16 protein-coding genes and 1 tRNA gene are annotated in these 19531 nt (G+C 44.7%); 3 read left to right on the top strand and 14 right to left on the bottom strand.

Annotated elements, in window-relative coordinates; translation table 11 throughout:
* Positions 1 to 29: 29 nt before the first annotated feature.
* The 9 genes from STRDD13_RS06795 to STRDD13_RS06755 are packed head-to-tail and all read right to left on the bottom strand — an operon-like array spanning position 30 to position 13257.
* Positions 30 to 947 carry a hypothetical protein gene (locus STRDD13_RS06795; protein ID WP_067103365.1) on the bottom strand — a complete coding sequence of 306 codons (918 nt, stop codon included), beginning with the start codon at positions 945 to 947 and terminating at the stop codon, positions 30 to 32.
* On the bottom strand, positions 944 to 3028 hold the full coding sequence (locus STRDD13_RS06790) for a hypothetical protein (RefSeq protein ID WP_067103363.1): 2085 nt from the start codon (positions 3026 to 3028) through the stop codon (positions 944 to 946). Before STRDD13_RS06790 ends, STRDD13_RS06795 begins: the two co-directional genes overlap by 4 nt.
* 11 nt (positions 3029 to 3039) lie before the next feature.
* Positions 3040 to 3408 carry a hypothetical protein gene (locus tag STRDD13_RS06785; protein ID WP_067103361.1) on the bottom strand — a complete coding sequence of 123 codons (369 nt, stop codon included), beginning with the start codon at positions 3406 to 3408 and terminating at the stop codon, positions 3040 to 3042.
* Between the two features lie 9 nt (positions 3409 to 3417).
* Complete coding sequence (essC, locus tag STRDD13_RS06780) at positions 3418 to 7845, bottom strand: type VII secretion protein EssC (RefSeq protein WP_067103359.1); 4428 nt, start codon at positions 7843 to 7845, stop codon at positions 3418 to 3420.
* Positions 7846 to 7857: 12 nt separating this feature from the next.
* A complete protein-coding gene (gene essB, locus STRDD13_RS06775) occupies positions 7858 to 9087 on the bottom strand; it encodes a type VII secretion protein EssB (protein WP_067103357.1) in 1230 nt (409 codons plus the stop codon).
* Positions 9088 to 9138: 51 nt separating this feature from the next.
* Positions 9139 to 9387 carry an EsaB/YukD family protein gene (locus tag STRDD13_RS06770; RefSeq protein ID WP_067103355.1) on the bottom strand — a complete coding sequence of 83 codons (249 nt, stop codon included), beginning with the start codon at positions 9385 to 9387 and terminating at the stop codon, positions 9139 to 9141.
* Positions 9377 to 9868 carry a hypothetical protein gene (locus STRDD13_RS06765; RefSeq protein ID WP_067103353.1) on the bottom strand — a complete coding sequence of 164 codons (492 nt, stop codon included), beginning with the start codon at positions 9866 to 9868 and terminating at the stop codon, positions 9377 to 9379. Before STRDD13_RS06765 ends, STRDD13_RS06770 begins: the two co-directional genes overlap by 11 nt.
* Positions 9855 to 12911, bottom strand: coding sequence for a type VII secretion protein EsaA (gene esaA / locus STRDD13_RS06760; RefSeq protein ID WP_067103351.1), 3057 nt, complete (start codon positions 12909 to 12911; stop codon positions 9855 to 9857). The genes STRDD13_RS06765 and esaA overlap by 14 nt, the downstream gene beginning before the upstream one ends.
* A gap of 58 nt (positions 12912 to 12969) precedes the next feature.
* Positions 12970 to 13257, bottom strand: a complete 288-nt coding sequence (locus tag STRDD13_RS06755; protein ID WP_067103349.1) for a WXG100 family type VII secretion target — start codon at positions 13255 to 13257, stop codon at positions 12970 to 12972.
* Positions 13258 to 13507: 250 nt separating this feature from the next.
* Here STRDD13_RS06755 and STRDD13_RS06750 point away from each other — a divergent pair.
* Positions 13508 to 13578 (top strand) — tRNA-Cys (locus STRDD13_RS06750).
* Here STRDD13_RS06750 and STRDD13_RS08515 read toward each other — a convergent pair.
* The 5 genes from STRDD13_RS08515 to pbp2a form a co-directional block, all read right to left on the bottom strand.
* Positions 13570 to 13734: a hypothetical protein gene (locus STRDD13_RS08515; RefSeq protein WP_156471285.1), complete on the bottom strand. Its 165-nt coding sequence runs from the start codon at positions 13732 to 13734 to the stop codon at positions 13570 to 13572. The genes STRDD13_RS06750 and STRDD13_RS08515 overlap by 9 nt on opposite strands.
* Before the next feature lie 489 nt (positions 13735 to 14223).
* A complete protein-coding gene (gene nusG, locus STRDD13_RS06740) occupies positions 14224 to 14760 on the bottom strand; it encodes a transcription termination/antitermination protein NusG (RefSeq protein WP_067103345.1) in 537 nt (178 codons plus the stop codon).
* Positions 14761 to 14850: 90 nt separating this feature from the next.
* Entirely contained in the window at positions 14851 to 15030 is a 180-nt protein-coding gene (secE, locus tag STRDD13_RS06735; RefSeq protein ID WP_067103343.1) for a preprotein translocase subunit SecE, read from the bottom strand.
* Positions 15031 to 15039: 9 nt separating this feature from the next.
* A complete protein-coding gene (gene rpmG, locus STRDD13_RS08305; RefSeq protein ID WP_082781214.1) occupies positions 15040 to 15192 on the bottom strand; it encodes a 50S ribosomal protein L33 in 153 nt (50 codons plus the stop codon).
* 48 nt (positions 15193 to 15240) lie between these two features.
* Entirely contained in the window at positions 15241 to 17442 is a 2202-nt protein-coding gene (pbp2a, locus tag STRDD13_RS06730; protein ID WP_067103341.1) for a penicillin-binding protein PBP2A, read from the bottom strand.
* A gap of 167 nt (positions 17443 to 17609) precedes the next feature.
* Between pbp2a and STRDD13_RS06725 the strand changes: the two genes are divergently transcribed.
* Together STRDD13_RS06725 and STRDD13_RS06720 are read left to right on the top strand one after the other, a co-directional pair.
* Complete coding sequence (locus STRDD13_RS06725) at positions 17610 to 18581, top strand: NAD(P)/FAD-dependent oxidoreductase (RefSeq protein WP_067103339.1); 972 nt, start codon at positions 17610 to 17612, stop codon at positions 18579 to 18581.
* Between the two features lie 17 nt (positions 18582 to 18598).
* Positions 18599 to 19498 (top strand): RluA family pseudouridine synthase, encoded by a 900-nt coding sequence (locus tag STRDD13_RS06720; protein WP_067103337.1) that lies wholly within the window; start codon positions 18599 to 18601, stop codon positions 19496 to 19498.
* Positions 19499 to 19531: the final 33 nt, after the last annotated feature.

The following is a 19531-nucleotide window of genomic DNA, read 5'->3' as shown; positions in this document are numbered from 1 at the left end:
CCACATGACTTGAGACATGGCAGATCGTTTTATTCAGTCCCAAATTCTGGATGTGCCTTTGCCCACGCTTCATAATCCTCATAGCTTCTGATTGGTGTCTTCTCACCAGTGTCGCCATTTGGCGCGTAGAGCTCCATGACTTCTTGCTCTTTCGGCGCAAACCAATGGATAATAGTATTGAACCAGGTAGCTTTGTCACTGAACAGTGGACGGACATAGATGGAGCCACCATTGGATAGATTTTGGGCAATCTGAGGATACTCCCTTGAGATATTCAGGTTTTCTATCCCTTTCGCCTTATTAAAATTGTAATTTAATGAATACTGTCTTATATCCATGTTCATCTCAAACAATTTTTCGTCTAAGCCAGTCCTATATGTCCCATCCAGAAATTCAAAGATACTTTGAAAATCTTTTCCACCATATTTTATAAAGGTTCCTTTCTCCAAACTATACCAAAGCATACCAGAAGTGTATTCATTTTCTTCGTATTTGACAGCAAGGTAGTCTTCCCCTTGATAAGTTATGGCATAAACGCTTATGATTTGATAGGTATAGTTGGCCTTGCGCCATCTATCAGCCAAATCAAAACTTCTTTTGGTAAAATCACTTGTATTTAAATCATAGGTGGTCACCATGACGGACTCTCCCTCATCCATTTGGTAGGGATGGGACAAACGATCAATCCGATTCTTAAAATCCACCGATACTAAGTAATTCTGCGAAACCGTGATACCACTTCCCCAACCAACAGTTGTCCCTTCTTCTACAACGACCGAGAGATACTGCTTTTGGTCGCCAAATAGCCCCATAGATGTAATATTAGCCGCATGTTCTTCCTCAAAACGATATGCGAAGAACTGGGAATAGACAGTATAGGCAGTCGCACTCAGTATCAAAAATACAGAAACACTTCCGAGAATCTTTTTTACTTTTTTGCCTTTCATTCTGCGCTCCCTTCCATATGACTTGTCTTTGCATTACCAGTCAATCCATCAAAGTCACGGTAATTATTGTCATAATACCGAGTTACCCAACTTAATCCGTCTTTCCTATTTAGAACATAGGTGATTTTATTCATTTTATTTAGAGCATCTCTAATCAGATCCGGTCCGACTTCAGTGATCGGCTTATCACTGTTTCCTGTTAAAATATCCCGCATATCCTGAGACATGGCAGATCGTTTTATTCCGTCATCAAATCTCTCCAATGCTTTTCCATCATACTGCCTCAAGATATAACCCCTGACCCCGTTTTCTTGGAAGTCAGAATACTGTAGGCTGGCGGAGAGGTCAAAGACGATATGACTCTGGGAGCTGGTGTTCTTATCCCCGACAGTGATACTACTGCCTCCAATACCAAACAATTCTCCTTGAGCATTTCGCTTTTGCTCATCCTTCTCGCTTGAGAGGGCAGCCACGGACTCTATGTAGCTAAAGAGTTTACTGGTGGATTTTACGCCTCCTTTGGCTCCTTTCGTATAGCCTTCCCCCAAAGTTGTTTTGGACCAGTCGTTGCCATCTGAAATAGCCGAACTAACTTTTCCTTTCTCTAAAATACTTCTTGCAAATGAGCCTACACTAGAGAAGCCAGGAATCACCAGATCCGTTCCTACTAGAAGCAGATCTTTAACGAGATCCTGCAAAGCCTTCTGCTTTTTCTGTTCTAATTCCCGGTATTTCTCAGCTGCCTGATTGACATCACTTTCAACCCTTGAGTCCGTATAGCCGTTAGTAACCGCTTCTTTGCGAACTTCTCGCTCATATTTTTCACCCGTATAGGTGACGGCATCCCAGCTATAGCTTCCCCCGACTTGACGTAGATTCTCTAGTCTTGTCGTAATCGGTATCTCTCTATCGGGATTGTCAGAGCCTACAGGACTAAGAGACTTCCCGACCCCTGCAATGATTGCAGACTCAAACAGCGTGTTAAGGTTTCCCATGTGAAGAAGTTTTTCTCTTAGTGCTACGAGTTGACCGGATGCTTGTAATTCCCGCCACTCTTTCATGTAACGATCATAATCCCCCGTGACTTTCGGTAAGCGCTGTGTGCCCATGCCTGAAACTAATGATGCCGCAAGCGTCCCGGATACTGCTAATTTTTCGAGATAAATCTGAGCCTTCTCCTGGTCTTGTTCTTGTAATTTTCTGAAAAACTCCTGTAAATGACCGATATGATCCGAATTCTCTAAAATCCTTGCATAGGCCAGATTCATCATGTTTTGACTGACAAAACTCGCATCCACTTCCCCTAATGTAGCATAGAACGTTTCCTTGCTTTCACCTTCGCTCAGTATAACTTCCAACATTTCATCATCACCCTTGTCCCGGATACTATCTATGACCTCCATATTGTCTACCGTTAGATATCCTCGTGCCACCCACTTATACAGAGTGGCAACGGGCACCTGAGATACATAATAGGCGTTCGTCAAGTGGCTAGACAAGGTGGTTAACTCTCCTTCTAGACGCTCTAGTTGATCACGGAAGGTTTGCATATCCTGGGTGATATTGTCGTGCTTAGTCTGACGGGCTTTAGCGAGACGACTGAGCTCCTCGTAGGCTTCTAGTTGAATGGAGCCGGTATCTAGACGGATATCCACCTCCTGTGGGGACAGAGCAAGGGCTCCCTGGGCTTTTTTGATAACGTCATCAAGGTTGTTCTCCTTGCTCTCTATACTATTGTAGCGTTGCCGTGTTAACCAGTCCTTGATGTCTGCGATCCCTTGATCGCTAGACTTAATCTCCTGATCCCCCGTGAAACCTTCATATTCTAAGGATTTGGTGTAATTGTGGATCGTCTCTCCTAAGCGATCCAGCAAGTCTGGGTAAACTGAGAAAACATTGGTGGATAGGGTGTTGATTTTCTCAAGAAAGGTGCTAATGGCTGCTCCTTCTGAGCCTTCTATTCGCATCTGAAAGGAACGATCCGCTTCTGCGGTCGCTTCGCGATACATCGTTGCGGCATTCTTGGCCGCGTAACCTATGGCATTCAAATCAGACTTTGAATGCACTGTTATCATAACCATTGCTTTTTCTCCTAATCCTTGGTACGGGCTTGTTGGGCTGTTGTTGCAGCTTCGTCTGCTCGTCGAGAAGCGCTAAGTTGCAAATGGACGCTTGTTTGTAGATTCTTCAACCGGGATAGATTCGATTCAATCTCACTCATGATTTTACTTTTCTTACTTTTTAGTTTTGTACTGAAACCATCAATCACATCGTTTTCTTCTTCATACATCCTATCATATTGTCTCCCCTCCACATGGTCGCTATAAGCGCCATTATAGGTTGATTTGACCTTGGTTGGGCAATTTGACAAGATTTCCGAGACTTCCTGCAGGGCCTTGATTTTGGCATCCAATGCAGTGAGCTCATGTTCAAGTTGGATGGTCTGTTCTGATTTTAACATTGCACCTCCTTATCCTATGGGAACCATGATTTTTTCGATGGTATGATTGGTCAACCAGTAGTTTTCCTGTGAAGCCAAGGCAGCCTCTCTGACCGGACGATTGCTCGGAGAAACGATGACCTGGTCCGCTATCCGAACAGTGATTAAGGCCTGTTGAATCGTCTTAACCGACCGAGATGCTGGATCCGAAAGCTTGCTCAAATTACTTGGTCGAATCAAGATAACATGCGCATATCCAACGGATGGACCTTTTTCTAACAGCTCTCGCAATTGCTCCTGCTGGTCAGGGTTTAGCTTAGAAATGACCTCCTCAAAGTTTGGCCAAAGGATAATATGGGTCAACTCTGTCCGTCCTTCTTGCATCCGGTTTGCCATCTGACGGGTCAGAGCATCAAGCAACTCCACATACTGAATCGCACTATCATAGCGAGCCACTTTCTCATCTATTGTCAAGAAGCTCATTTCTGGCAGGACAACTGCTGGCTTGTAGCTTCCTTCTGCGATACGATGAAACATGAAGTCTAGCATCCGAACAAGCTCATCATCCTTACTGTAGAGGTAAAGGAGATTGCCTTCTTTTGGATTCCATGAGCAAGCTTGGACCGTTTCTTTCTCCAGTCCGAGTGGGAACTCTCCTTTTTTAAGTGCCTGCTGACTACTTGGATACTGAGTCATAAAAGCTTCTTCAGTCAATTTCTCTGGCACCATAGGGATGGCTTCCGGAGTTTTTCCAGTCCATAGTTGCTTGAGGTGTCGGACCTGATTACGTAAGGCATTGATTCGATCGATATCATTATCCCCTAAAACAGGCAAAGCCAGCTGCAGGACATGGACATCCTCACGTTTCAGGAGAGCACGTCCTTTGATATCCTCCATGCTAGTCGCTAGAGGGCTAGCTCCCACTACACTACGGATTTCTGCAACATCGTGTTGAGGCAGTGTCAGTTGGTGCTTGAAGTTAGAGTAGAGCTGGGCCCGAAGGTTGTTTTGTCGACTAGCCGTGACGACGAGGTGCACCCCTACACTAAGACCTTCCCGAGAGATGCGCATCAGGAGTTTAAAGAGTTCGTTTTCAAAAGGCTCATCCTTCATAGACTCATAGCTATCTAGGAGAAGGACGATCACCGGTTCCTCCTCTCCTGTCACTTGACGATAGAGGGCCAAGGTCCCTACGCCCTGTTCTGCGAGCAATTTCTTGCGCCGATCCAGTTCTTGATGAATGACCCGAATAAATTTCTGAACTTTCTCCGACTGCTCTAGCAGGATACTATCCGCTACATGAGGCAGTTGGGAAAGCGGGGCGAGACCGTTTGTTCCAAAATCCAACAAGTAAAGGGTCAATTCTTCTGGGCTAAGCTTGCGGGCTAAGTCCATAGCTACTGTCTGAAGGAAGGTCGTCTTTCCTGTCCCAGGTGCTCCATAGAGAAGAATATTGCCCTCTTCGGATAGATCAATTTCTACTGTCTCTTGCTTTTGTTCTTGAGGGATATCTGCTACTCCGATCAAGACCTTTGGAGATGTCTTCTTTTGCCACTCTTGAACGGGAGAAATCGAATCTAATTCTTCCAAATGGACTCTTTCTGCTAGCGGAGGCAACCACGGTTGTGGAAGAGCTGCAATTCCTGCTACTCGGTGAAGATGGCGAAGCTCTGCCACAATCACATCTAGTTCAGTTGGTACTTCTCGGATATCCTCTGCCTGATCAAGCCCTGACAGATCTTCCCCCAGAATTTCATATTGGCCAAGGTCGTTAATCCGATAGATAGAATGATCTTCAATCCCCAGTTTGTCCTTTTCCACTTGGTAGTCCGCCCCAGAATAAGCTGTCTGAAAGAGCTCATAAACTTCATTGTTCCCCACTTGTAAATAGGCACGGCCAGCCTGTGTAATCGTTGCTGCATCGGGAGTTTTGAGCATTTCTTGTGAGCCTGCCCGATCTGCTACCTTAAGCGCCAACTTAAAGCGAGAGTTTGACCAAATTTGATCATCCACAACCCCAGAGGGTTTCTGTGTTGCAAGGATCAAATGGATCCCAAGCGAACGGCCAATCCGGGCGGTCGAGACCAACTCCTTCATAAAATCAGGTTGGTTCACTTTTAGCTCTGCAAACTCATCCGAGATTAGAAAGAGGTGAGGCAAAGGCTCCGTTGCTTGACCAAGTTTGTATTTTTTCTGGTATTGATTGATGTGGTTAACCTCATACATTGAAAAGAGACGTTGCCTCCGCCTTAATTCAGCCTGGATTGAGGCCAGAGCCCGCATAGATTGGGCTCCATCTAAGTTGGTAATGCTCCCTAAGAGATGAGGGAGATCTTTAAAGAGATGGGCCATTCCGCCTCCCTTATAATCAATGAGCAGAAAGGCCACATCGTGTGGGTGAAAATTGACCGCCAAGGACAAAATATAAGACTGAATCACTTCTGATTTCCCAGCCCCTGTCGTCCCTGCTATCAATCCATGGGGTCCATGGGCCTTCTCATGAAGATTGAGTTCTACAACGTCGCCTGGACCTCGCCATCCTATCGGAACGGCCAAACTCTTGTGCGGCGCGTGATTCTCCCATCGATCTGGGATTTGAAGATCCGATAACTCCTTAGCACCATACAGCTCAAGAAAGCTGACACGTTCAGGAATCGAGCTTTTCAAGTTTTCCGTATGGCGAAGGGGAGCCAATCTTCGAACAATTTGCTCCTTGTCAAAACCTGCTGGAAAATGGTCCAAATTGAATCGTTTTTCTCTCAAGTGTCCTTCTTCCATCAGCAATTCCCCTGTCGTTACATCTCGAATAGAAATCACTGTTTTGACATTCTCAGCTAGAGAAGACAGAACATCCTTGACAACGATAAGGCTACAGCCAAGCGCTGTCGGATCTTCCTTAAAGAACTCCATGATCATATGGTCCATAACCAACTCCTCCGCTGTTAAGATAACAACATAGTGGGGGCGAAAGAGGGGGGACTGACCATTTTTCGCTTCCAAGGCTTGAGCCTGCCGTTTCTTGAGTATCTGGGTCAAGCTATTGAGGATCTGATCTCGGGTTCGTTGGTTGTAAACCAATCCACGAACATTCATTCCTTCTAAGGTCAGATGGGGCAAGAAACGCATCCACTTCCACTCGCCCAGCTCTTCCTCAGGTATGATGGGGATAAATTGCACCTCGTGGTAAGAATGAAAAGTGGCTAACTGATGAACCAGCAACTGCAACTGCTCTATCACGAGTTTTCTAGGGCCAACATATCCGACCGGACCATGTAAAAGATTTGCTACAACGGGCATCTGGCTTATCTGACTATAGCTGCGAAAAAGCTGATAACCCGCTTTTTCAAGATGATCCGACTCTTTGCTCCGCTCGATTTGGTCATACCGCAAGCTATAAGGCGGCTGGACTGTCCCCAACCCTAGCCTGTAATGTAAAAAATCAACCTGTTGAGACGTTTTTTCATAGATCCGATGATCATAGCGATTGGTCAGCTTTCTGATCTCATCGATGGAAGGATAGTGGTAGAGTTGGCTCTTACGATATTCCTCGACCTGCTGACGCAATTCACGCGCCTTAGCCTCAAGATAATACTGGTAGTTGTCTATCCGTTCCTGCACATCCTTTTTATACTGTTTTCGATTGCGCACATAATTGACTCCGGAAAGGCAAGTTGTCATCACAGACATGAGGACAGTCACAATAATGTATAATCCCCTTGGCTGAAATACAGCCATCAACAAAGTGACTCCAATCATGACAATCGGAGGCAACATCATTTTGAGCAACTCATCAGACGGAGGCCGAACTTCCTGAGGGGGTCGGGTAATACAGAACTGTTCTTTAGAACCCTGATACATCAGACGGGGAGAGCGATGATAATCTGGAAACCCGGGATAGAGATCATAGCAGGAATCCCACCGCCTAGACAAGTTGGCCCCTGGAATTCCATCTCCCCATATCTGGCACTCGTCACGAAACAGTTTGATTTTTTCCTTCCCAAAAGCTAGTTCATCCCCAAAAGTTAAGTAGATATCGGACTCCTTTACTGCGAGATTGTTTCGATAGACCTGTCCCGCAAATATCTGAAGTCGCCAACCTCCTTCTTGACGCTCTACCAACAGATCTAAACCACTCTTTTGAAAGAACAAGTCTGTACGGTCATCCTCTCCTATCCAAAGAGTTTTCAATGCCCCGATATCAAAGACCCGCCGCTGACTTGTCTGGATACCACCGAATACAACATCTGAACTCACTGTTGTTATCCTCTCTCCAGCTAGTTCCTGTCCATCATAGAAAGTCCGCAACTTCCCATCAAGAATAGTCACTTCCAGCTCATGTTCAAACTGGTAAAGCCGGAGATCGCAAGGGCCAGCCCCGGCAATACGGTAGTGGTCCTTTTTACCTATTAGTAGTTCATATCTGTAGCCCTTATAATAAATCGGTAAAAACCCCTTCATCTACTTCCCTTTCTAATCAGACGATGCTAGTGTCCTTGTAGTCGAAGTACCTGTACCGCTGCTGTCAGTGCTAGCTGTCGCTTCCTGCCATTGCTTGCGATAATCCGCAATATCCTTTTGGAGTTTATCCATCAATGTCTCTCGCTCTTTGCCTGATAAATGCTCATCCTTTCGTACTTGCGTCGCCCGCTTATCCAAGGCATACAGGATCAATTGAATATCTTCCAACCGTTTCGCTGTATCAAGCGCCCCTTCATAGTCTTCACGACCAATTTCAATCCAAAACCGTAAGTAGAGTTGTTTGGACTTCATTGAGATATTTTGCATGATGACATCCCGTTGCTCTTCTGACACATCCAATGTCTTTACGACCGAGTAAGCCAACTGATACTGCTGCGTGTACGGCAAATCGTCAATCTGCAAGAACGAAAGCTGAGTAACCAAACCAGAATAATCCTCCTTGACAAAGCTGGTATCTGCATCTAACAGAGCTTGGTAATAGGGGGTTCGCAAAAAAATAAAGTACAGGAGCGGAAAGAGGAGAGCACAAGCGGCCAGACTAGCCCAAAGACTTGAGTATTTATATAGTCGGTAGTGTTTTTTTGAGACCAGTTGGAATTCCTCTGCTTCTTCTGCTAGCTGGTCTTGATAGGCTCGCTCCAACAAGAAGCGAATCTCTTCCGAAGATGGTGCTTCCACAATTTCATTCAAGTAAGTTGGCAGTTTTGCCACTTCTAGAGACCCTTCATACAGGGCCGTATATTCCATTTCCGAAAGAACTGCTACCACAAAACACTTTACCTGACGAAGAAAATCCTCCTGATTCATCTCTCTTGGAGGCATCACATGGGGAAGCCCCCGATAAGATAATTTCAGCAGTCCGTTCTTACTGATAAATAGAGTCTCCGGATGTAAAAAGAAGGTAATCGGCAAGGAAAAGCAGGCTTCCAAATCTAAGACGTTAGAAACAATCCGCAGTTGTTCAGAAAAACATTTTTTTCTTACATCCTCTAAGCTTAAACCATGCGTTTCAAGGGCATAGCGAAAAACGATCTCCTTTTCATCCCAAGAGACACTCTGCTCCAACAAGAGAGGATGTTGCAAATTCAGTAATTGCAAGCGTTTCACTTCCTGAGTCGCCACTTCTGACCGAGGAATTCGCACCTTCCATTCCTCTTCTCCCTTCTCATAGCAGTAGGTCGTCCCACCAAAGGACACATTCAACTCTCCCGCTTCTGTCATTTCATCTCCCTTTTCCTTCTCATCTCTTTTATTCGAAAAATATTTAGCCCGCTACTTGCTCCATTCTGCAATCCCCAGCAATTCAATCCGGTCCCCTGTCGACAAAGGGTAGTCTGCCAGTCGTTTCCCTTCATCCAATAATAGTCCTTTGCCTACCACTTTCAACTGGCCTTTATAGGGATTGACCTTCAGGTGGAAGATAGTGGCTAGCTCTCGAATCAGGTGCCCAACTTCAATCTCTAAAGGAATCCGTAAGTCGATCGCTGTGTCCCGATACATCAAGGTAATATTAATATGCATTCGATGCTCCTTTAACTCTTCCCACCCTGGTTGATATTTTAGACAAACCGATTCCTACTCCTATTAACACGACCAGAAGGAGTCCATAGCTCCACCATACCAGGGATTCATCTGCTCCCTCGCTGTCCCGAAGAGAAGCGATATGAGAGGTATAACGATGCGCGGTTGCTTCTCCTTTCCGAAACAAGTCTTCTCGAGTCGATTTTACTTGTTTCGGGAGCGACCGTCGAAATAGCTCGTCTTTTCCTTGTCTTTCCCCTAGCTCTCGCTGTGTTTGGTAAGTTTTTAGCTTGAGTTGATCTGTCATCTGAAAAAGAGAGGCTCCTACTGCAGACACATCTCCTATTCCATCGGTCGGTGCTCGTCCGATACGATCGGTTGGGATGTTTAATCGGTTGTCCTGATAATCCTCTGCTTGAATCGGTTGATGCATCCCTAGTCCAAAAAACAAACAAACCAATAAAAACTTAACTCTTTTCATGTCTTTCTCCAAATGAGAATTTTTCTTTGACCTTTGGGAAAAAGATGGTGATGCTGATGACAAGAACGGATAGAACTACGAGGACACTAAGGGATCCCAATCCAGCTGGCCATCGGTTTAAATAACCCATCAAGATCGACTCAAAATACAGGAGAATATTGCTATTTTTCAATACAGCCGAAAGGCCAGTCACTGTGCCAGCAGTCCCGAATGAACTGGTCAAATAAATATAGGAAATCAAAACCAGCAAAGACACTCCCATACCATAAACTTGGAGTCCTTTGATCAGTAGATAATGACCATGCACCAGAACGATACTAAACAGTATCACAATCAGGATCCAAGCAGAAAGATAGGATCGTGAAACAGCTAAGGAATTCATTGAAAACGCTCCTATAATAAGCCCAAGAAGGACTGCTCCTCTTGTCAAAACAAGACTCGTCCCGCCATTCCACAGGGAGGCTGTTTGAAACTGACGCACTTTCTTTCGATGGCTACCGCTTATAGCCAAGATATAGCCTACAAACAATGATATGAGGTCCAACAAGAGGATCCAGGTAAAGGGGCGACGGTTATTAGTAGCGGTATCTAAACTTTCCGACTCAGAACGAACGGGATTGGAAAGGAACTGAATGAGAACATCATTAGCAACACCATCATGGTAGGCATTGTTAAATACTTTCGAAAAAGAAGCAACAAAGTCCTTACTTTTTTCATATTCACTATTAAAGGCGACTTTCAGAGTTTCTGCAGTCACAGATAAGCGACTACTATCTTCTTCTACCTTCTTTACAGCCTGGTGAAATCCTTGGAACTGCCGGTCCACCCCTTGCACCAGTTCGATTGTTTGGTTGGAGCTATTGCGTGCAGAGGCCGTTGATTGCAATAGACTTTGTAACTGATGATAGAGATGGGCTGTCGCCCGATCCTGTTCTTTCTGGCTAGATTGAGCCTGGCTCGTATCTTGGTTTAGCCGGTCCATCAACAGGCGGATATTCGCTAGCCGATTTGTATTTTCTGCCAATGAATGATGCAAATCTTGGTTGGCACGATCCATCTGGTCTAACTCGCGAACCAATTGCTCTCGCTCTTGCTCTAATTGTTGAATCTGGTCCGTGAGGCTGGTCGTCAAGGAGAGACTGTTTCCATCATATCCTGCATCTGTGGTTATTCGCACGATGAGATTTGATAGATAATCATCCAATGAGAGATGGGCTATTTCCTCTAACTCTAAGACAGAGAATTGCCCTCCCGGTCCCTTTAGTAGATCCATCATGAAATCGGCACTTTCATAGGTTTCCTGGAGTTGCTGGATAAGAGCATCTCTCGCAATTTGTTGGAGATTCGATACATCTACTTTTTCAGTTTTTGTCCCCTTGGTCGATCCGTTGACGCTCATGTCCACACCTAGTTCAAAATCGGTTTGGCCTGCAGATAGGTTGACTGTATAATGGTATTGAATCGTTACAACCTCTTCTTTTTTCACCTCTAAGGAGGGAAGCCCATTGACCGTCACGCTCTCTACTGTCAGTCCCGTACTTGGATGTGTCTGAAGTGTCAAGAGCCCACCATCTGTCACTGTATAGGAAAAACTTCCTGAACCGGCAACCTGACCATTCGCTGACTGGAGACTTTGAAGGAGCTTATTTCCCCCTTTAAAGGTGACAGGCGGAACTCCTCTTTCAGAGGCGAAGCGATTAAACTGCTCTACATGATCATATAAGACAGTGGATACAGGACTCTTTCCTTCTACCATTAGCGTCGCATTGAGAGAGGCAATCACTGAACGGTCTGGTAAACGATCGCCCAAAGCATGCTGTAGCACCTGTTGTTGACGGCCTAGTTGCTCAGCGCTATAAGATTGCAAATTAGCCACTGACTGCACCTTCGATACAAACTGAGAAACTGTCAGTTGTCCTACCAAAGCCCCCTTCTCATCTAGATCCAAGCCATACTCTTGAGCAATCGCCTTCTTGACCGCTGTTTCTAGCCCCGCTACACGCTCCCGACTCCTCTTCTTTTCATCCTCCACTTGTTGTTTTAGACGTCCAATTTTCTCATTGAGAGTCTTGATAATCCCTGTTTTTATCGTCTCCGTATGCTGATCTAGGTCTGTCACTACTTGGTCTTCACGCAAGTTTGCGAGCCCCTGAGAAAGGATGGTCTGTTTTTCTTGCATCTCTTGGGTCAATCGATCTAAAACATTCCGGCTCGTTTCTGTATCTAACTCTAGTACAGTCGATGCGAGCTGACCAAAATCTCTGGAACTCCCTTGTCCACTAGCGATAACTTCTGCTAAGCCTTCCCCAGTCCTTACCTGTTCAGACTGGTTTCGTTGGAGCATCTGTTCCACACTCGTAACAGAGGTCAACACCTGTTGATTCAGGTCTCGGGACGCTTGAGAATAGGCCGATAAATGTGGGAAGCCCTGTGAAAAGGCCAAGGTTGATTGGTACAGACCCGACTCAAACTGACCAAACTGAGCTCCTTGTTGTTTATTAAACATAGCCATATTGCGCTGAGTGGTATGTAAGTTCTGGAGGATACTTGCCATGTACAGATCCACGAGTTGTGCCCGTAAGTTGGCAACAATCCTCTCTCCTTCTTTATTAGCAACTACTTCAACCTGGGGATTTCCATTTGAACCGACTTTGTAGCTGATGGTCGCTTGCTCCCCAGTCATCTGATTGATATCGGCAATCTTGGAGGAAAAATTGCTGGGAATCACCACCATGAGTTGGTAATCGTGATTTCGTAGACCACTTTCAGCCGTCGCTCTGGAAACCACCTGCCAATGATGTTCTTCGCTGCGCTCTAAGCCCTTCACATAGGAAGACCCCAAGCTATATTTCTGACCGTCACCCGTTACGTAGGGGAGATCCTCATTGACCAAGGCAACATTCAACTTGGTACTCACTTGCTGACTTTCTTCACGTTGCCTGTCATCTTGTCCTTGACTAGCTAAATTGAATCCAATTCCGACTACCGCAAACAATAGAACGGCAAGTCCATAAACAAGATATTGCTTTCGTTTCCTCTTCATCCTAAATCTCCCTAACAAAAAAGAGGAAGACCCCATCTTCCTCCTCAACTGTATCCTATTACGCATTAATTTGAGAAGCAATAGTGCTATCGGTTTCCTCAATAATGCTTGCAACCTTGTTCAATTGAGTATTGATGTCTTCTAATAATTGAGAAAACTGTTGGATTTTAGGAGTTAGCTCGCTAAATTGATTGTCAAAACTATCAAAAGCAGAACCCGACCAGTTGGCACGAATAACTTGCTGCTCTTGCGTTAATCGGTTCAATACTTCTGTAACTTGTTGCGATCCTTGCGTGTATTGAACAGCGGATGTCCGCAATTCTTCGGGGGTTAACTTGATTTCCATAAGGTCAATCTCCTTTATATATTTTATTTCGGATAGAGCAATTTTCTCAGAATGTTCATAGACTTTACAAAATAGTGCTGTCCCCATCATTCATGATCATCAAACCACTGTTTGACTTGTCTCTACTAGTTTATTCGCATTCAAACCAAGTTCACGGACATTTTTTTAAAAAAGAATCAGAATTTCTATCTGGCATCTACACTTTCATCTTGACCAAAGAGTTATTTTACGGTAGAATAAGTTTTGTTATGGCGGTATAGCCAAGTGGTAAGGCACGGCTCTGCAAAAGCTTGATCGTCGGTTCAAATCCGTCTACCGCCTTTTTGTACCTGATTTAACAGGATTTAACCGAATAAAAAGCCCGTCAAATCGGGCTTTTTTGTTTGATGGTTCGGTTAAAGAAAGAAAAAGGGCCCCCAGCAATAACTGAGAGCCCTCATCGATTTCAATTTTTATTCTTTTGATATTGCTTGACATTTTCCTCCTTCTCCTGAAAAATGGTATAATGCACTAGAAGGAGTGATCAGAATGAAAAATTTTATACTCACTAAAACAAAGTTCAAATTACCTTGGTATTACCAATCTTGGTTCATAATAATGGGCTACATTTTATCGCCCCTATCATTGTTTCTTTCTCTATACTCCCCGATTGTACTTTCCTACTACAGAAACAAATACATTGCATACCTCGCCTACTGTGAACACTATGGGTTTGCTCCCCAATTTCATCCTCTGGATAAACGAATATATAAAATGAAAGTAACTATTTACTAGTTACTTTTTTTAAAACGCGTCAAAATCAGCCTGAGTAGCTTTCCGGCTACTGGATTGTTCCTGTGTCCGCCAGTTCACGTAATCTGTCTGGAAGTTCAGTGCCATTTCTTCAGTTCATCGCAAAAACACCCCAAAGGTTAGATTTTTTCTGTCTAACTTTTGGGGTATTTTTAATTTTCCGGTATTCCATTCTTAGAGTTCAGCGATTTGGTTTAAATTCACTTCTGCTACCGTATCGTTTCCAAACATGGTAATGATCATCTTCACCTTGTTATTGTCAATTTCAGTGATTTTTCCAGTATAGTCTGCAAAAGCTCCATCGATGATTCGGACAGTATCTCCTACCTTGACATCAATATTAAAGTCTTGAACAGTTTGACCCATTGAAATCAAGATTTGACGAATTTCATCTTCCAACAGAGGGGTTGGTTTGGAACGGTTCCCATGAGAGCCAACAAATCCAGTGACATTGGGGGTGTTCCGCACAACAAACCACGCTTCATCGGTCATGACCATCTCTACGAGCACATAACCTGGAAAGCGATTTTCTTCTACTTCTTTGGTTTGACCGTTCTTCTCAACTTGGACGGTTTGTGTCGGAATCTCTACTCGCAGAATATTTTCTAGCATATTATATGTATGCGCACGTTGGAGCAGGTTTTCCTTCACTTTATTTTCATATCCCGAGTAGGTCTGTAGGACAAACCAGCCTTTATCAAAACTATCCATCATCTATATCCTTTCAATATAAAAAAGCCCGAAGGCTTTTTGCGTTTTCTGCTTCTATTATAACACTACCTGTCGCCAACTAGCAAGTAGTTATCGTAGAAACTGAATTAATTGATAAATTCCTTGTGAAACGACCAAATCAAAGAGATAGATCAAAACGACAAAGAAAGCTGTGTACTCAATCACAGAAACGAAGTCTGTCCAACCCTGTTTACGGCTTGGCCAAGTGGTCTTCCGTAAGAGTCTAAATACATCACCGATAAACTTCACAACAATCTCCTATCTTGTTTCTTTATGGAGTTGATATTGTCCACAATGTTTACAAAATTTCTTTACTTCTAATCGTGTCGGCTTGGGATTACTAGAAATCGAAATAGAATAATTCCTCGATCCACAAATCGTACACGCTAGGCTTGCTTTTTTTAGTGCCATAAGCCCTCCATCCCGATTATTCTATCATGTTTTTCGCCATTTGACAACTCATTGGAACAATCCTACAAAGCTGTCCCATAGATTTTTAGCTTTCCCAGGGATATCGGCGTCTTCAATTCCTTGACGGGCATTCTCAATCAGACCCTTGGCGCGATCGGTCCAACTTTGTTCCTGACTTGGGTTGGTTTGAGTCCGATTGTCGCTGGTAGTGGATGAAGTATCCGACTGATAGCCATTTTGATAGTAGGCATTGGTCACATTAAATTTGGTAGCAGCCGTTTGTGGTAGGATGGTAGCTGCGACATTTCTAAAAATATTGGCCGACATCCAGGTACTATTGGCATCAATATAGTGGGTCTGGTCTGTCTTTTCAAAACCAACCCATTGGGCAATAACGATATCTTTTGTATAGCCAATGACCCATTGATCATTGGTCAGACTTCCATCAAAGCTGGTCTCGGTCGTCCCTGTTTTTCCTGCAATATCATAGCCATATACATCTGCCGTCACCCCTGTCCCGTTTGTAAACGTTCCGAGCATCATAGAGGTCATTTGGTCTGCAGTCGAGGAGCTGATAACCTGAGTAGTCTTCTCCTCGTGGGTTTTTAAAACCTTCCCATTTGCCGTTTCTATCCGCTTAATCAAATGGGCGTCTTTCATTTGGCCACCATTTGCAAAAGCGGAATAGGCCTGAGCCATTTGCAAGGGATTGGTGGTCACTTCGCTACCGATAGCGACGGCCAAGTTTTTGTCGACCTTATCCATATTCAGGCCAAAGCGATTGCCATAAGAGAAGACGGTATCTAACCCGAGCTTATTTGCCGTATAGACCGCTGGTAAGTTCAAGGACTGGGCAAGCGCCTGATACATCGGGACATCTTCAGAGGTCGTGCGATCGTAGTTTTGCAAATGATAGGAACCATAGGTTTCCGTATGGTTATCCAAGAGAGTAGTCGTTTTCCAACCCTGTTCGATCGCTGGTGCGTAGTCTATGAGTGGTTTGATAGTCGATCCAGGACTCCGCTGTGCCTGCGTCGCGAAGTTGAAACTACGGAAAGAGGCATTGGAACTGCCTACCCGCCCGACCAAGGCACGAACACCACCTGTTGTCGGATCAACAGCGACACTAGCTGACTGGGCGTATTCTCCATCAGAAGCAACTGGAAAGAGGCTCTTCTCGTCATAGATCGCCTGCATGTTGGCCTGAGAAGTCTGGTCCATCTCCGTATAGATCCGGTAGCCATTGTTGATAATATCACTCTCAGAAAGGCCATATCGTTCTTCTGCTTCTGAGATGACCGCATCAAAATAGGAAGGATAAGCGTAATTGGATTTCTTTCCGACATAGGTATCTTTTAGCTGACTGGACAAGTCTTCTTGCTTGGCTTGGTCAGCCTGGGCCTGACTAATATATCCTGCATCCACCATAACCCCTAATACGGTATTGCGGCGGTTGGTGGCCTGCTCAATAGAAGCATAAGGATTATAGATTTCGGGTCCTTTTAACATCCCTGCAATGAGAGCAGACTGGCCCAAGGTCAATCCCGTCGCGTTTGTCCCAAAATATTTTTGACTGGCGTCTTCCACACCCCATACACCGTTTCCAAAATAAGCATTATTGAGATACATGGTGAGAATCTCATCCTTGCTGTATTTCTTGTTAATCTCCATCGCTAGGAAAAATTCCCTAGCCTTTCGGCTGATGGTCTGTTCTTGGCTTAGATAAGCATTTTTGGCCAACTGTTGGGTAATGGTGGACCCGCCCCCTGATTTCCCAAAGGTTGCTAAAGCCAACAACGTCCGACCAAAATTGACACCCGAATTCTTATAGAAGCTGCGGTCTTCCGTCGCAATGACAGCATGTTGAAGATCTTCTCCAATCGCAGAAAGTTCGACATAGGTTCCTTTTTGACCTGTTAACGTCCCTGCCTCGTTTTCATCTTTATCATAGATGATGGTCTGCGCCTTTAAAGCAGCCTGTAAATCTCCGACATTAGCTGTTTTGGCCAAATAGAAAAGGTAACCTCCTACTACGACAATAAATAAACCAGTGATGATCAAGAGAATCTTGGTCAATTGGTATCTTTTCCAAAATCGTTTAAACGGTCCAGCTGTTTTTTTCTCTTTTCTAGGCTTATCGCTAGGACCTGATTTCCGTCGACTCCGTGAGCGGGTAGGTTCGATTTCTTCATACGCTTCTATCGTATCTTCATATGGATCAATTTCTGGATAATCGTAATCGTCTCGCATCTCTCAATTCCTTTCTTATCAGAAGTACCAGACCGTTCTTAATCTGATATTTCTTCATTATACACCATTTTTCTAAGGGAAGGCTACTAGAACCTCTATCCGACCAAAAGATAAAATCTCAACTTTATGATAAAATAGGATGAAGTTCAACAGAAAGAAGTACATAAATGACCCAAATATATGATATTACTATCGTTGGCGGAGGGCCTGCTGGACTCTTCGCTGCCTTTTATGCCCATTTGCGCCACGCTTCTGTCAAAATCATCGATTCCCTGCCCCAGCTAGGTGGTCAACCTGCTATTTTGTATCCTGAAAAGAAGATTTTGGATGCTCCCGGCTTTCCAAGCGTGACCGCACAAGAATTAACCGAACGCTTACTGGATCAACTAGCTCCTTTTGAAACCACTATTTGTCTAGAAGAGACCTTGCTAACTATTCAGGCTGGCGAGATCATCCAACTAGAAACCAGCAAAGGGACCCATCAAACAAAAACCCTCATCATCGCAATGGGTGGGGGAGCTTTCAAACCTCGCCCTCTCGAGCTAGAAGGGGTCGAACAATATGAAAACATCCACTACCATGTGTCTTCTATCCAGCAATACCAAGATCAAAATGTGGTCGTTCTTGGAGGGGGAGACTCTGCTGTCGACTGGGGACTTGCGTTTGAACCTATCGCAAAGGAGACCCACCTCGTTCACCGACGGGAAGCCTTTCGGGCTCTCGAGCACAGTGTCGCAGACTTACTGGCATCACAAGTAGAAGTTCACACTCCCTTCGTCCCTAGCCGCCTCATTGGTGAGGGAACCCTGGCTTCTGCCATCGAATTTCAAAAGGTTAAGTCTGACGAGACCTTAACCTTGCCTTTTGACCATTTGTTTGTCAACTATGGCTTTAAATCCTCTGTCGGCCGCCTCAAGGACTGGGGCCTGGAGCTACAACGTCATAAAATCAAGGTCAATAGCAAGCAGGAGGCGTCTATCCCAGGTATTTACGCTGTTGGGGATTGTTGCTACTACGAAGGAAAAATCGACCTGATTGCTACTGGTTTTGGGGAAGCCCCTACGGCCGTTAACAATGCTATGAATTACATCAATCCAAAGGAGCGGGTGCAACCCAAACACTCCACCAGTCATTCTTAAACATCCGGAGAAGTTCTATGAAGTACGGCATTCCTATCCCCGAACAGTTTTCTGACATGACCGTCAAACAACTACTGGAAGATTGTTTCCTTATTCCACGTAAGACGCGTCATTTTCTTCGAATCAAAAAGAAGGTTCGGGTGAATGGACAAGCGGTGACCTGGCAGAGTCCTGTGCGATCAGGTGATCAGATTGAAATCAGCTTTGATCCTGAGGATTATCCTGAAAAAGAGATTCCAATGGGGCAGGCAGGCCTCGTTCAAGTTCTCTATGAAGACGAACATCTGATCATTGTCAACAAACCCGAAGGGATGAAGACTCACGGCAACGAACCCCATGAACTGGCCTTGCTCAACCATGTATCGGCCTATGTCGGGAAAACCTGCTATGTCGTCCACCGACTGGACAAGGAAACCAGCGGGGCACTAGTCTTTGCAAAAAATCCGTTTGTCCTTCCAATCCTAAATCGCCTACTCGAAAATCGGCAGATCAAACGAGAATATTGGGCTCTTTGTCAAGGAAATATCCTCAGTAAAAAGATGATCATCACAGAACCCATCGGTCGAGACCGCCACGATCGCCGAAAACGACGTGTAGACAAGAAAAACGGTCAATTTGCCCGGACAACGGTTCGCCTTCTCAAAAAATTGAAAACTGCTAGCCTAGTAGCCTGTCAACTGGATACAGGAAGAACCCACCAAATCCGCGTTCATCTAGCCTATAGAGATTATCCCATCCTCGGGGATCCTTTGTATTCGAGTCCGTCTGCCCCCCGGCTGATGCTACATGCCCATCGGCTAACCTTGCTCCATCCTTTCACGCGTGAAACCATTCAAGTAGAAGCACCTTCTGAAAGCTTTGAGTCTCTCCTTCACCAACAAAATCTCCCCAGTAATTCGAAGATACAAGATCGCTAACTGGAGGATTTTCTCATATGATAGGGATATAAA

Source organism: Streptococcus sp. DD13 (assembly GCF_001578875.1).
Taxonomy (GTDB): domain Bacteria; phylum Bacillota; class Bacilli; order Lactobacillales; family Streptococcaceae; genus Streptococcus.
The sequence above is the reverse complement of the archived record's forward strand: the minus strand, read 5'-3'. Positions and strand labels throughout refer to the sequence as shown.

Excerpts from the sequence above, each read along its gene's own strand:
- STRDD13_RS06795 (WP_067103365.1), bottom strand. The coding sequence starts at position 947 with ATGAAAGGCAAAAAAGTAAAAAAGATTCTCGGAAGTGTTTCTGTATTT.
- STRDD13_RS06790 (WP_067103363.1), bottom strand. The coding sequence starts at position 3,028 with ATGGTTATGATAACAGTGCATTCAAAGTCTGATTTGAATGCCATAGGT.
- STRDD13_RS06785 (WP_067103361.1), bottom strand. The coding sequence starts at position 3,408 with ATGTTAAAATCAGAACAGACCATCCAACTTGAACATGAGCTCACTGCA.
- essC (WP_067103359.1), bottom strand. The coding sequence starts at position 7,845 with ATGAAGGGGTTTTTACCGATTTATTATAAGGGCTACAGATATGAACTA.
- essB (WP_067103357.1), bottom strand. The coding sequence starts at position 9,087 with ATGACAGAAGCGGGAGAGTTGAATGTGTCCTTTGGTGGGACGACCTAC.
- STRDD13_RS06770 (WP_067103355.1), bottom strand. The coding sequence starts at position 9,387 with ATGCATATTAATATTACCTTGATGTATCGGGACACAGCGATCGACTTA.
- STRDD13_RS06765 (WP_067103353.1), bottom strand. The coding sequence starts at position 9,868 with ATGAAAAGAGTTAAGTTTTTATTGGTTTGTTTGTTTTTTGGACTAGGG.
- esaA (WP_067103351.1), bottom strand. The coding sequence starts at position 12,911 with ATGAAGAGGAAACGAAAGCAATATCTTGTTTATGGACTTGCCGTTCTA.
- STRDD13_RS06755 (WP_067103349.1), bottom strand. The coding sequence starts at position 13,257 with ATGGAAATCAAGTTAACCCCCGAAGAATTGCGGACATCCGCTGTTCAA.
- STRDD13_RS08515 (WP_156471285.1), bottom strand. The coding sequence starts at position 13,734 with ATGTCAAGCAATATCAAAAGAATAAAAATTGAAATCGATGAGGGCTCT.
- nusG (WP_067103345.1), bottom strand. The coding sequence starts at position 14,760 with ATGGATAGTTTTGATAAAGGCTGGTTTGTCCTACAGACCTACTCGGGA.
- rpmG (WP_082781214.1), bottom strand. The coding sequence starts at position 15,192 with ATGGCACTAAAAAAAGCAAGCCTAGCGTGTACGATTTGTGGATCGAGG.
- pbp2a (WP_067103341.1), bottom strand. The coding sequence starts at position 17,442 with ATGCGAGACGATTACGATTATCCAGAAATTGATCCATATGAAGATACG.
- STRDD13_RS06725 (WP_067103339.1), top strand. The coding sequence starts at position 17,610 with ATGACCCAAATATATGATATTACTATCGTTGGCGGAGGGCCTGCTGGA.
- STRDD13_RS06720 (WP_067103337.1), top strand. The coding sequence starts at position 18,599 with ATGAAGTACGGCATTCCTATCCCCGAACAGTTTTCTGACATGACCGTC.